General features: G+C 64.6%; 11 protein-coding genes and 1 pseudogene. 7 read left to right on the forward strand and 5 right to left on the reverse strand.

All coding sequences use genetic code 11. From position 1 onward, the window contains the following. Nucleotides 1-144: 144 nt before the first annotated feature. On the reverse strand, nucleotides 145-1,416 hold the full coding sequence (locus V9E98_14405) for a diguanylate cyclase (GenBank protein ID MEI2718158.1): 1,272 nt from the start codon (nucleotides 1,414-1,416) through the stop codon (nucleotides 145-147). Continuing rightward, a complete protein-coding gene (locus V9E98_14410) occupies nucleotides 1,413-2,897 on the reverse strand; it encodes a glycosyltransferase family 2 protein (protein ID MEI2718159.1) in 1,485 nt (494 codons plus the stop codon). The genes V9E98_14405 and V9E98_14410 overlap by 4 nt, the downstream gene beginning before the upstream one ends. Nucleotides 2,898-3,042: 145 nt before the next feature. Here V9E98_14410 and V9E98_14415 point away from each other — a divergent pair. Further along, nucleotides 3,043-3,246 (forward strand): annotated as a pseudogene (locus V9E98_14415) (4a-hydroxytetrahydrobiopterin dehydratase). A 51-nt stretch (nucleotides 3,247-3,297) separates the two neighbouring features. Beyond that, the gene (locus V9E98_14420) at nucleotides 3,298-3,648 is read left to right on the forward strand and encodes a VOC family protein (protein MEI2718160.1); all 351 of its coding nucleotides are present in this window, start codon (nucleotides 3,298-3,300) and stop codon (nucleotides 3,646-3,648) included. A gap of 7 nt (nucleotides 3,649-3,655) precedes the next feature. On the opposite strand, the gene V9E98_14425 is transcribed toward V9E98_14420, so the two are convergent. Together V9E98_14425 and V9E98_14430 are read right to left on the reverse strand one after the other, a co-directional pair. Continuing rightward, a complete protein-coding gene (locus tag V9E98_14425) occupies nucleotides 3,656-4,990 on the reverse strand; it encodes a hypothetical protein (protein MEI2718161.1) in 1,335 nt (444 codons plus the stop codon). Nucleotides 4,991-5,788: 798 nt separating this feature from the next. Next, a complete protein-coding gene (locus V9E98_14430; protein ID MEI2718162.1) occupies nucleotides 5,789-6,241 on the reverse strand; it encodes a hypothetical protein in 453 nt (150 codons plus the stop codon). A gap of 56 nt (nucleotides 6,242-6,297) precedes the next feature. Between V9E98_14430 and V9E98_14435 the strand changes: the two genes are divergently transcribed. The 5 genes from V9E98_14435 (at nucleotide 6,298) to V9E98_14455 (ending at nucleotide 12,348) form a co-directional block, all read left to right on the forward strand. Continuing rightward, the gene (locus tag V9E98_14435) at nucleotides 6,298-7,905 is read left to right on the forward strand and encodes a putative Ig domain-containing protein (GenBank protein MEI2718163.1); all 1,608 of its coding nucleotides are present in this window, start codon (nucleotides 6,298-6,300) and stop codon (nucleotides 7,903-7,905) included. Between the two features lie 162 nt (nucleotides 7,906-8,067). Then, nucleotides 8,068-8,337, forward strand: coding sequence for a hypothetical protein (locus V9E98_14440; GenBank protein ID MEI2718164.1), 270 nt, complete (start codon nucleotides 8,068-8,070; stop codon nucleotides 8,335-8,337). 416 nt (nucleotides 8,338-8,753) lie between these two features. Beyond that, the gene (locus tag V9E98_14445; GenBank protein MEI2718165.1) at nucleotides 8,754-10,406 is read left to right on the forward strand and encodes a hypothetical protein; all 1,653 of its coding nucleotides are present in this window, start codon (nucleotides 8,754-8,756) and stop codon (nucleotides 10,404-10,406) included. A 31-nt stretch (nucleotides 10,407-10,437) separates the two neighbouring features. Further along, entirely contained in the window at nucleotides 10,438-10,635 is a 198-nt protein-coding gene (locus tag V9E98_14450; protein MEI2718166.1) for a hypothetical protein, read from the forward strand. Between the two features lie 120 nt (nucleotides 10,636-10,755). Then, complete coding sequence (locus tag V9E98_14455) at nucleotides 10,756-12,348, forward strand: metallophosphoesterase (protein ID MEI2718167.1); 1,593 nt, start codon at nucleotides 10,756-10,758, stop codon at nucleotides 12,346-12,348. Nucleotides 12,349-12,422: 74 nt separating this feature from the next. Here V9E98_14455 and V9E98_14460 read toward each other — a convergent pair whose 3' ends face one another. Continuing rightward, nucleotides 12,423-12,779, reverse strand: coding sequence for a hypothetical protein (locus V9E98_14460; GenBank protein ID MEI2718168.1), 357 nt, complete (start codon nucleotides 12,777-12,779; stop codon nucleotides 12,423-12,425). Nucleotides 12,780-12,798 lie beyond the last annotated feature (19 nt).

Raw genomic sequence — 12,798 nt, forward strand, 5'->3', positions numbered from 1 at the left:
GTCGCCGACTCGAAGCACAACGCGATCGCAGCGGGATCACCCCGCAATCCCCAGGAGCTCCCCCCGAGATCCCCCCGGAAGCCCCCCAAGTGATCCCGGCGGCTCGCGCGGACCCGCAGGCACCGTCTCCGGGCTACGACCGGGTCACGGACTCGAGGGCTCAGCGGACGGATGATCTCCTGTGGCCGGAGCGTGGGTGACCTGGCGCTGAGCCTCGTCGAGCATCCGCTCGAAAGTTGTCTCCTCCGGGTTGGCCGATGTCGTGCCCACGCGAACCGTGACGGGCCATTTGCCGAGCGCCACGCCGGTCAGGCGAATCCCGTCGTTGAGGCGCTCCGCCAGTTGCTCCGGGTCGGGGCGCCGCCCAACCCCCACGGCGAGGAACTCGTCGCTGTCCCAGCGCGCGAGTAAGTCGCCTCTGCGGAGGTGGTCGCCTACCGCTTCGGCGACCGTGCGTAGGACATCGTCGCCGTAGAGATTCCCGTACTGCTTGTTGGCCAGACCGAGGTTGTTCACGTCGACATAGATCACGCACACCGGTTGTCCCGTTCGCTCCGCATTGGCCGCGAATCCGGGTATCAGAGTCTGAATACCGTGGCGGGTGAGGACGCCGGTGAGAGGATCAGTCGAGGCGACAGCGTCGGCCCTGCGTTCCTGGTCCACCAGGGCATTGACGGCCGAGATCCGGATCTGGAGCAGCACCGCACCCACTAGGAGAGCGGAGGCGCCGAAGATGATCAGACGCACGTCGTCCGTCGCATCCACGCAGAGATTCGCGATCACGATGATCGAGAGCATGAGCGCGGCCCCGATCAATGCAGGTCGCCAGCCCAAAGCGATGGGCATGAAGCTGGTGAGCATCAGCAACGTGTAGCCGATTGGCAACTGCGAGTTCGACACTATGGCGTCGGCGCAGAGCAGGCAGACCAGCCAGGTGGCGGCTGCCGTCCACAGCCAGATCATCGTTCGACCACGCACTGGACGGTGGGCCAACACCACGGACGTGATCATGAAGACCACTCCAGTCGCGAGTTCGAAGACCAGGAACTCGTGGATTCGCAGAATCGTGGAAGCCAGCGCGATGAGGATCACCAACCCGCCCATGAGGGCGAATGCCTGTGGCATCTGTTGCCGGGCCACACGCAAGCGCATTGCCTGGTAGGGATCATCTGACTCGGGGACCTCGGGGACCGGTAACTCACTCATGGCGGCGTCTTCCTGGATCTTGACTCCCACGCGGTTGAGGGAACTGCGCACTTGTGCGGGGTGGAATTGGTGAGGCCAGGGGATGACCTTGGCCAACGTCAGGCCTACGTAGATCACGGTGTTGAACGCGACGACAGTGGCGAGCAGCATGAACCACCACGAGTACAGGACTTCTTGTGGAAGCAGCAGCCCGGTCGGGGTGGCGCTCATGCGCGGCCCCCCTCGGCCTGAGCGTGCTGGACATGACCCCAGGTGGGGCTACGGCCGATCGTGATGTCGATCAGGCACTTCACGAACACGACCTGTAAGAACATGTCGTAAGCGATCTCCGGGAGCATCACTGCCGCGAGCAGACGCGCTTTCCAGCCTCCCTTCCACACGGTGATCACGCGTTCCGCGACGAAGATCAACCCGACGATGACCCAGAACGGGAACCAGACCCATTCGTTGACCGCGACCAAAGTGATCGCCATCAGCACGATGGCCAGGTTCAACGCAACCGTGCCGAATCCGATGCCCACCTGCTGTCCCCAGTACCGCAATGTGGCTCGGGTGAGTCCGTAGGCGCTGAGGTTCTCGAGGGCACCCCGTTGCCAGCGCTGACGCTGCACCCACAGGTTGCGCCATGTGGGCATGATCTCCGTCGTCACAAGGCACTCTGGCGGCGACGTCATGGTGGCACCGAGGGACTTCAGTGCAAGGGTCAACTCGTTGTCCTCGGTGAGCGCGGCGGTGTCGTACACCTTGCCGGATTCGCCGGGGATGAACACGCCTCGAGCCGCCGCCACGTCCAAGAGGGCTTCGGCGCGGAACATCGACGCCGTACCGGTGAGCACGAATACCCGGCCGTGCCGGGCCCGGATCTGCAGCGAGTAGCGCGTGTATTCATTGCGCTGGAACTGTCCGATGAGGCCGTGTCCGTCCTCGCCGTAGAAGACACCCCCGACAGACGTGAGTTCGGGATCCTGCTCCATCCGTTTCGCTGCGACCTCCAAGTAATGGGGTCCGAGGCGGGTATCCGCATCCATCACGAGGATCACGTCACCGGCACCCATCGTGGGCAGCAGATGGCTGAGCGCTTGATTCAGTGCACCGCCTTTGCGGTGGAAGTTGTTCACGGTCTCGAAGGTCTCGTGGCCGAGTTCGCGGGCCACCGCAACCGTGCCGTCGGTGCAGTTGTCGGCAACAACCACCACACGGTCCGGACTTCTGGTCTGTTCATCCAGCGCCATCAGCGTTGCCGGGAGCGAGAATTCCTCGTTGTGGGCCGGAACCAAGACAGTGATGGTCACGTGCCCCGGCGTTCCAGGTGCCACGGTGGGTCGATACTTGCTCAGCAGCGAACGCCGGGGGTTGGTCGTCATCAAAGCGCTGATCGCCTCGAAGGTGATGGCGATGATCCCGATCGCCGCTATGAACGCGACCGCAAGGAGTAGCAGTTGCTCAGGGGGAATCTCTTCGGACACCAGAGGATCGACCGGGCCCACCTGGATCTCCGTGGGCGGCTTGGGCTGTTGGGTCCCCGCGAAGTACAGGCCAACGGTGAAGACGAAGCCCGTGATGAGGATGACCGCGGTGACCACCACGGCGACGACCATGCGTCCGTTGATCAGAGCAGGGCTGGCGCTGCGACGGGGCAGAGCGGGGGGTGCTTGCGCGAACGGCTGGCGAGTGGGAGCGTCGCTGCTCATACACACCCTCTCTGGCTCTTGGTCTTCGGGGCCGCGGTCGGGAACGGTTGTCCGGCTGAACATCGACAGTATGGCCGTACATTCGGAGCCATGATCGAGCGACTCAAATTCCCGCCAGTTCCACGAGTCCGATGGCCTCGATGATTGGCGTGTCCTGTACGGCAGGGCCTGCGCCTTCTTTCGCGCCGATTCCTTTCGCGACGGGGTGGCCCTCGTGGCGGCCATCGGCGACCTGGCCGATGCCGCCGATCACCACCCCGACATCGATCTGCGTTACCACGGGGTCACCGTCTGCCTCGTGACCCACGAGGCCGGCGGACTCAGCGTTCGTGACGTCGAGCTGGCTCGCCAGATCTCGGCCGCTGCCCGCGTTTTGAACGTGACGCCAGATCCCTCTTCCGTGCAACAGGTCAACGTCACCGTCGACGCCGCAGTCCGTCAGGATGTGATGCCGTTCTGGCGCGAGCTCCTCGGGTACCGAGTGGACGGCGAGGAGGACCTCGTGGACCCGCAGGGGCGCGGACCGGGCCTGTGGTTCCAGCAGATGGAGGTCCCCCGCGGCGGGCGCAACCGGATTCACGTCGATGTCGCCGTTCCCCATGATCAAGCCGAAGCCCGGGTCGCGGCGGCCATCGCCGCCGGCGGGCGGCTTGTCACCGACCAGCACGCACCGGCGTGGTGGGTCCTGGCCGACAGCGAAGGCAACGAAGCCTGCGTAGCGACATGGATGGGTCGCTGGTGGGAGGAATAGCAGTCGGTCAGCGGATCAGTACCGGGACCTCATCGACTCGCAAGGCATCCGTCCTGTCGCAGTCGTTGCCGGGAAGTCGACACACAGTGGCACGGCGGGTCAGCGGGAACCGCACCCGGGGGTTGTCCTTGTCATTGCCGGCCTCGGCCCAGGCGATCCAGAACGGGCGGTTGCCTTTCTCGAACGCGCAGGTGACGATCTTCCGCTCAGGCAGGCATCCGGTGAATCTGGCACCCACCACCCACCTGGAGAAGGTCGCCAGGGCGCGTGTCGCCGTGGCGCCCGGCGTCGTCTGGATACCGGGGAACGAGTTGTACTCGGGGGTCGCGAAGTACCAGTAGTTGCGGCGTAGGTTCAGGCGCCACCCGTCCAGATAGGTGCGCACAGCCCACGCGGCAGCCCGGTCACCGGTGATGCGCCCGTTCGGTTCCCCTCCCAGCAGGCCGACGTAGTAGTTCACCTCCGTGTCCCACAGGGGCTTCGAAGGAGCATCCAGATTCGCAAGAGTGCGCCGGAACATGGCGATCTGTTTGCGCCTTTGCGCGGGACCGCCCTCACCTCTGGGGTAGAAGTGCCCGTTGTAGACCTCGGTCGGCCATCCGGCTCGCTTCAGTTGGCGCAGGTAAGGCACGGCGAAGTTCTGGTAGTAGTCCTCGCGGTGAGTCTGCATACTCGCCATGCTCACGACTGCCTTGGGGTCCTCTTCCTTGACGACCCGCCGGACGATCTCAGTCATCTCGAGCATCTGCTCGGGTGTCCCCTGCCAGAACTGTGGTGACGAGGCCTCATTCCAGACCTCGTATGCGCCGATCTGGCCCTTGTAGCGCCGCACCACGGCGCGCACGTACTCCTCGTAGTACGCCATCGATTTGGGAGGCGCCGAGCTCTTCGGCCCGAACACCTCGACGGACGGATCGGCGGGTGAAGTGGCCGCCCACTCAGGGGTCCCGCAGAACGAGTAGAGAAGGCTCGTTGCCCCCCACTTTCGTTGGTTGCGTACGGCGAGGTCGAACAGATCCCAGTTGTAGGTGCCCCTGCTGGTCTCGACATCACGCCACAGGGGGTAGCAGTTCATGCGGAATCCGCCGGAACGTGTGCGGGGGTTCGAGTGGAACGAGTGGATCGTCATGTCGGACTTGGTGATCTCGAAGGGTGTCCCTTCGGCCTGGGGTCCGGTTTCCGTCGGGGTCGGAGTTGGCGTCGGCGTCGGCGTCGGCGTGAAGGGAGCGATCGTCGGGGGAGCCGACAGTGGCGGGGGTGCCGCTGGTTCCACGGGCGCCTCGGAACATGCGCTCAGTGCGAGCAGGGCGGCGGTCGCGCAGGTTGCTGCGACACGAAGCACGGCGCCTCCACGGATCGTTCGGGACGCCTGACTATAGGCAGGAGAAGGTTCCGAGATGACACCTCGTGACGCGAACGCAACCTTCCATACCTGACGTTCGACCTTCCATAGTTGGTGCCACCGGGGATCTTCGAACGATGATGGCCGCCGCGCGGCCGTAAGTTGGACGGTGGAGGGTTCGACGTCGGCCTCTGCTCACGGCCGGGGCGCGGTGCCTGTGGCGCCGAAGGGCGGACCCGGGGAGTGATCATGCCTTTCCGAAGTCTCAGCGAAATCATCGGCGCAACGTCGTCGTTTGCCCTTGTGGCCGGGATGGCGGTTGTTGCCGCAATGCCAGCGCAGGCAGCGTCTGGAACTACCTACACTGTCGATCGCGTCTCGTTGTGTCGTAACGCTCAGACTCCTGCTGGTGGAACCACCTTCGAGGAGGCTCTCGCCAAGGCCAACAGCAACCCAGGGAAGGACACCATCGAGTTCGCGCCAGGGCTGGGTGCGGTGGATGTGTCGACGTGTTACCGCTCGGGCATGAGGTTCGTGTTCGCGGGTGACGCGACACAGTCGGTGGACATCGTCGGCAACGGGGTCCAGATGGAGGGCCGGCAGGAGTTCAGGCTCTGGCTGGAAACCAACCCCACGGACAGGTGCCCGCGGAACTACAGCCAGGCGCAGTGGATCCGGCATTCAACCGGGTTCCTCCAAGTGGGCACCTACGGCGCCGACAACAGTGACGTGGCCGTGTCCATCAGCGACATGAGGTTCCACAACTTACCGTCATTGGTGCGAGTGGAGCACAACGCGTCACTGGCCATGAACGGGATAGTCGCAGACGAGATCAACGACTTCAACGACACGTGCGACGAACCGGCCGTTGCCACCGACTCGACAGGCGCGAATATCACGCTGGCCGCGGTCTGGATCACCAACAGTCACACACCGGGATCCGCCAAGTCCGAGTTCAGCGGTGGCGCCCTCGTCTACGGAGGTTCTCCCGGCAGCGGTTCCCGCGGCAATCTGGTGTTCGACGAGGTGTACCTGGCCGGCAACGAACAGGGTAGGGCGATCAATTGGTACGGCGGTTCGACCACGATCGTCAGCAGCCAGTTGGTGGACACCGGGGGGATGATCCTCGAGGCGGACAATACGCAGATCGTCGAACAGTGCCTTTTGGGCCACCGGACTGCACCGATACGCCATCCAGCCCCAAGGGCAGATGAACCGCATTCTGTCGTCCAGCGGCAGCATCGACGTCAAGGCAAGCACGTTCTACTGCGACCTACCCGACATGTGAATACTGCAGTACTTCAGGCATGGGGTTCTTCGCGCTGGGTCCGGCGCGGTTCAACTTCTCGAGCAGCGCGGTCGGAGCCAATGCTTCGCTGGCCGGGGGCGGACCCGTGCTGTTCGGCAACACCGCGGCCTTCACCTCCGACGCCCTCACTTGGGTCCAGCCGACGCCCTCCCAGGACGCATCGGCCCTGCGTTCGATCCTGCCGCTGGTGATCACCCACCCGCCGGGGCTGAAGCCGGATTCGTGGAACCAGGGCCCCTACCTGTCGGCAGTCACGCCCCTACTGGGCGCACCTACCGGTCCGGGCGTCTTGATCGACGCCGTGCCCGATGCCAGCGGCGTCAACAAGTTGATCAACCCGATCGACGGCTCGACGATCACCACCGATGTGCTGGGCAATGCCCGGGTGGACGCCAACGGCAAGCGCAACATCGGCGCAGTACAACTGACCTACGCGCCCGAGTTATCGGTCGGGGATCCCACCAAGTCCACGCTGACCGCACGTTGGACCCGGCCCCTGGATCCACCCTCTGGACCGATCACCGGGTATCGGTTGTCGTATCGCGTCAAGGGGTCTGGGGCACCGTTCACATCGGTCGCGTTGTCCGGTGCGGACACGCTGCAGACAGTGGTGACCGGGTTGATCCCGGACACGGACTACGAGTTCGTCGTCGTAGCCGTCAACGCCTCCGGTGACGGTCCGCCGAGTGCCACAGTGACGGGCCGGACCTCTCCCGATCCGCATCTGGATTATGCCGATGGCAAGGGCAGGGTGGGGACCAAGTTCGATCCGTTGGATCCGCATACGCGTGACGTCTCGGCGCCGCGGATCTACACGTCTTTCGACGGGGACCTGCCTCCGGGGTTGAAGTTGAGCCGGGACACCGGTGAGATCGCCGGGACCCCGACCAAGGCCGGCAAGTACGTCTTTCAGGTCGCAGTCACGGGTGGCAACAACGCGCAGGCCACGACCACGGTGACGATCACGATCTCGGAGAAGCCGGCTCCGGCCGATCCGCACCTGGACTATCCCGAGGGCAAAGGCCGAGTGAGTAAGAAGTTCGACCCCTTGGATCCGCAGACCCGTGATGTGCCCGCGCCGCGGACCTACACCGTGTCCGATAGGGATCTGCCTCCGGGGTTGAAGTTGAGCCGGGACACCGGTGAGATCGCCGGGACCCCGACCAAGGCCGGCAAGTACGTCTTCAAGGTCGCAGTCACGGGTGGCAACAACGCGCGGGCCACTGCCACGGTGACGATCACAATCTCAGACCCCGACTATCCGACGCTCAGCTACCCGGCCGGCGAGGGGGAGCAGGGCACCAAGTTGGTGCCGTTGGACCCGCACGTGTCGGGTCTGACCGGGCAGTTGAAGTTCGCCATCGTCGACGGCCGGCTGCCCGATGGCGTGACGATGGACGAGGACACCGGGGAGATCACCGGCACTCCGAGGGAACACGGAGCTTTCACTATCAAGGTCAAGGTCACGGGCCGGGAGGGATCCGCCACCACCACGACCACCGTTGGAGATCCGGCGCGTCGGCAACGCCGTACCTGTACTACCGCACGATCAACGGCACCGTCGGTAAGCGAGTCAAGAACGCCCACCCGCACCCTGGGGGGCTGACCCGAGTGGTCACCTACGCCCTCACCTCGGGGGCCTCCCGCGGGACTGAAACTGTCGGAGAGCACCGGGGTCATCTCGGGCACGCCGAAGAAGGTCGGCAAGTCCCAGGTGACGGTGACCGCGACGGGATCCAACGGGTCGGCGTCGGCCACCGTACCCATCGTGATCACACAAGCAGGTTCGGCCCTGCAGGTCACGGCTCGGCCCGAGGGAAAGGACCTGCCGGTCAACAGGTCGACCAAGGTCGTCTCGAAGGTCAAGGCCACAGGCAAGGTCGTCGTGAAGACCGCTTGTCAGGTCAATGGGGTGCAGGGTCGGCCGACACTGCAACACAGTGGTCGGGACCAAGGACGCGGTCACCGTGACACCCACCTGCAACGACCGGGTCACCTACTCGGTGCGGATCACCGCAAAGACCAAGGGTGCACCTAGACAGTCGTGGTCGCGGACATGGGATGTCTCGAAGCGACCATTCACGTCATGCCGGTCCGGGGGGACTGGCTGACGAACGGGCTGTCGCGGATCAGCCGAACATGCGCCCGAAGAAGGAATTCTTGCGCGCAGCCTCACGGTCAGCGGCCGTGCACTTGCAGCGCTGCGTCTTCGGAACCCCACGGAGTACCTCGTTCTTGTGACGTCCGCACCCGCCCCACGTGGTCTTCTTGCAGATCTTGCAGGTCTTCTGATGGCACATGGGTGGCAGTCCTCCGGGAACGATTGCACTGACGCTGGGAAGTATACCCCGTAGGGTATTGGTCGCCGGGCCAGTCGAGCGGCGCTTCCGCTACGGCGTGTGACGCCTTACCGTGGGTCCAAAGATCGTGGCGGATCACCCCCGGAGGACCCAGATGAAACTGTCCCGACTGGCTGTACTGGGCGGCGGCACCGCGATCCTGGCGGGGTCCCTGATGGCGCCCCCGGTCCTGGCCCTGGCGGACCCGGGAGATAGCCGGGGCGACTCGCCCGAGGTGACCGTGTCCGTCGACACGCGCACGAACGACGCGGGAGTGACCACCTTCTCGGGCGACGTCTCCGACGGTCCGGGTCGCGGCATGGTCTACCTGCAGGAGCGCACTGCTCGCCAGGGAGAACCGGACTGGCGCACGGTCCTCACCTCGGACTTCACCCCCGACGGGTACCAGTTGCGCTACCCCGCCGACGAGGGCGTCTACCGGGTCTCCGTGCCGCTGGAGACCTGGTACAACACCACGGGCTGGTACGACCGGGAGCATGGCGAGGCGTACGGCGGTCCTGCGTCGGCCGCTTCGAAGCGTGTTCGCATCGAAGCTGATTCCGGCGCGGACTCCGGTCGGCGGTGGGTCGTGGGGCTCGGCGACTCCTACATGTCGGGTGAGGGCGCCAGCTACGCCGGCTATGGACCTTGGTGCGGAAATCATCACGACAATGTGCTGCCGTGGAAAGACTGCAAGAAGTACGACCAGGATGACCGGTGGTGGATCAGCGCCTTCGGTTCTTCCCTGAAGCAGACCTACCCCGGTGACTACGCCCAGCCGATCGCGCAGCCAGGCTTGGGCAACGATGCCGGAAAGTACAGCGTGGATCTGTCAGGCGTGAAATGTCACCGCAGTTCATCGGCGCTGATGTTCTGGAACCGACCCGACTACGCAGGGATGAACTTCGCGTGTTCCGGAGCGGTGGTTGACACTCGGCTGTCGTCGGGCAAGCCGGGCATCGACTTCGTGGAAGAGCAGACCCAGAAGTATGGGCGCATCGTCGGTCAGGCATTGCAGTTGCAGAGGTTCGCGCAACAAGTGCAGAGCAAGGGCGACTCGGTGTCCGTCGTCTCGCTGTCCATCGGCGGAAACGATGTCGGTTTCGCCGATATCGTCTCGGACTGCGTCAAGCGCTTCTTGGTGCCCACGCAGGCGGCGTGTTGGAAGAAGGACAGCGGCAGTGAAGCCCGCAAGGCCTACAACGACGGCAATGGTCTGACCAAGGCGAAGGACGCAGTTCTGACCGCGGGCCGCAACATCGTGAAGGCGCTGGATACAGCAGGTGCACGGCGAGGTGACTACACCATTGCGGTCCAGAGTCCGCCTATCGGATTGCCCCCCGCCTCGGAGTTCGAGTCGGACTTCGGTGGTGACTCGGGGTACGGCCGGCAAGGTATCGGCGGCTGCGGCTTCACCGACGGTGACCTCAACTTCTTCAATGGCGACTTCGGAAAGTTGCTGCGCAAGCGCATGATCGAGGGAGCCTCAGCCCTCAAGAAGGAGTTCCCGGACGTCAAGTTCACAGTCGTCGATGCCACCAAGGCCGTATCCGGACACCAGTTGTGCAGCAAGCAGGTGTCCTACCCGGCGACCCGGAAAGACGGCAACAACACGCTCACACCAGGCGTGGTACGGCGATTGGGGTGGCCAGCGGGGAACCTGGATGACGCCGATCATCGTGACGTGTATGGGGTTCGATTGGGGACCGGTGTGTACCAAAGACACCAGTCCGGCGGTCCTTTTCCCCACACTGTGGCGCGCAGTTGATGGCAGTGGCGCGTACCGCTCTCCGGAGTGGGTGGACGGCGTCGACCAACTGAAGCAGTTGCCGGCCCATCCCAACTTCTGGGGGCAACGGGCCCTGGCAACCTGTCACAGCGCGGCCGCCACGGATCCCGCGGCCGTGGGCAAGGTCATGGCGTGCTCACCCGGCAGGAACGGACTCGATGCGTATGGCCGTCCCGCCATGAAGGTGGAAGTCGACTCGCCGCTGTGACGGATGCTCGCAGCTCGATGGCAGCGGATCGTTGAATCGCGGCTGTCCCGGTTACCATGGCGAATCGTCCCAGGGCGGAACTGCCCGATTTCCCATCGTCGAACGAAAGGCCCGCGGCGCATGCGACCTAGCACGTTGACGTCGCTGGCACTCGGCCTGGCGCTCACTGCGACGTCGCTTCCCGCCGTTCAGGCTTCGGTCTCGTCCGAGCAGGTCATGGTCACGGGTGGTGCCGCTCCTGCCATAACCGCCGTGACCGCCGTGACTGCCGTGAAGGACAAGGGTGACAAGGGGAGCGGAGACAAGCGCGTCCCCACCGGTAAGTTGCGCGTCAAGGTCAAGAAGTCACCACAGGCGGCAGCCAAGGTGTCCATCACCGGATCTGACGGATTCAGTGCGCGGACGGCCAAGTCCATCACCTTGCGGGAACTGGCCGTCGGTCGATACAGCATCCGGGCGGAGAAGACCCGCGCTCCGGGGGGCAAGGTCATGGTCAGCGTCTCCCAGAAGAACGTACGGGTCCGCAAAGGTCACAAGAGCAAAGTGCGAGTGGCCTACCGGTACAAAGCCAGGCCGGTGAAACCCACGACCTTGGACGTCACTCCGCCCGCGCCCGTGAGCAACCTGAACGTCGGTCAGGTGACCGACGCGAGTGTGGCGATGTCATGGCGCAACCCCGGCAACGGCGACCTATCCGAGGTCATCGTGCGTCGTGCCCAGGGAGATTCCCCGCCCTCCAGCCCCAGCGATGGGGTCGCGGTGTCCCTTCGTTCCCCGACCGCGGAATGGGCAGTTGACGAGGGGTTGTCTCCGGGCACGTCCTACACGTACTCGGTTTTCACTCGGGATACCGGCGGCAACGTCAACCCAGCCGGGACTTCCGCGCCGGCACGCACGGCGACCCAGCCCACAGGGGATCAGGTCGCTTTCGCTGTCGGCGACATCGCGGACTGCGAACTCGGAGCCCTCGCCGACACCTCATCGTTGCTCGCCGCAATCTCCACAACGGAACCGTTGCTGGGGCTCGGTGACATGGAGCAGACCGACGGCACTCCCGAGAAGTTCCGGGACTGCTACGAGCCCTTCTTCGGACGCTTCAAGGAGCGCACGTGGGCAGTGCCCGGCAACCATGAGTACAACTCGGGGGCCGTGGGCTATTTCGACTACTTCGGGCCCCGACTGGGTACCGAGAACAACCCCTGGTATTCGGTCGACATCGGCGAATGGCATTTCGCCATGTTGAACAGCAACTGCTGGGCAGTGGGAGGGTGCCAGCCGAAGTCGCGGCAGTACCAGTGGTTGAAGCGGGATCTGGCCGCACATCCACGGCGTTGCCTTGCTGCCGTCTGGCATCAGCCGATGTACTCCAGCGGCGACAACGCCGAGGGCAATCGGGGGCAGGTCAGTCCTTTGTGGCGGTTGCTGATGGACTATGGCGCCGACCTGCTTCTCGTTGGCCACCAGCATTCCTATGAGCGGTTCCCCCGTCTGGACGACGCGGGCACGCGCACTCCGGCAGGTATTCGCCAGATCATCGTGGGCACCGGGGGTGCTCCATTGCGGAGTTTCCGATCCCGTAGCCCCCAGTCGGAGTTCCGGCAGAACGACAGCCATGGACTTCTGAGACTCAGGCTCGGGGCCGGCAACTACTCCTGGAGCTTCTTGCCCACCGTCGTCGATGGTCCGCGGGACTCAGGGTCCGATTCCTGCTGACCCTCTGGCGGGCGCAAGCCCCGGACATGCGCGAGCCCCGCCGGATGGCGCATCCAGCGGGGCTCGCGGTGTGATCAACTCACGCAGGCGTGCTTCTTGACCTTCTTCGGCAGGGTGGTGTTGTTCGGCTGGCAGAGTTTCGCTCTCCGCTTGGAACTGACAGCCTTCCACTTGCCGCCGTTGTCCTCGACGAGATACGCGCCCTCGTCCTGGCCGTCGATCGTCACGGCGCCGGAAGCCCAGTAGCCCTTGCAGTACTTGCTGAGGATCTTGTAGTTGTCCTCAGGTCCCGCCTTGTTGAGGGCTTTGGCGATCGCCCGGTTGGTGCACGGCGGCGGAGCGGTTCCCGCACTGGCGGTGGAGACCACAGCAGCGGAGGGCAGCACGAGTGCGGCACCCGCTACCAGGACGGCGGTCTTGGTCAACTTCATAGGTCCTCCCAGAGGGGTT

This window comes from Candidatus Nanopelagicales bacterium (assembly GCA_037045355.1).
In the GTDB taxonomy this organism is placed as follows: domain Bacteria; phylum Actinomycetota; class Actinomycetes; order S36-B12.

Coding starts and splice junctions, on each gene's coding strand:
- V9E98_14405 (MEI2718158.1), bottom strand. CDS start 1,416: ATGAGCGCCACCCCGACCGGGCTGCTGCTTCCACAAGAAGTCCTGTAC.
- V9E98_14410 (MEI2718159.1), bottom strand. CDS start 2,897: ATGAGCAGCGACGCTCCCACTCGCCAGCCGTTCGCGCAAGCACCCCCC.
- V9E98_14435 (MEI2718163.1), top strand. CDS start 6,298: ATGGGGTTCTTCGCGCTGGGTCCGGCGCGGTTCAACTTCTCGAGCAGC.
- V9E98_14445 (MEI2718165.1), top strand. CDS start 8,754: ATGAAACTGTCCCGACTGGCTGTACTGGGCGGCGGCACCGCGATCCTG.
- V9E98_14455 (MEI2718167.1), top strand. CDS start 10,756: ATGCGACCTAGCACGTTGACGTCGCTGGCACTCGGCCTGGCGCTCACT.
- V9E98_14460 (MEI2718168.1), bottom strand. CDS start 12,779: ATGAAGTTGACCAAGACCGCCGTCCTGGTAGCGGGTGCCGCACTCGTG.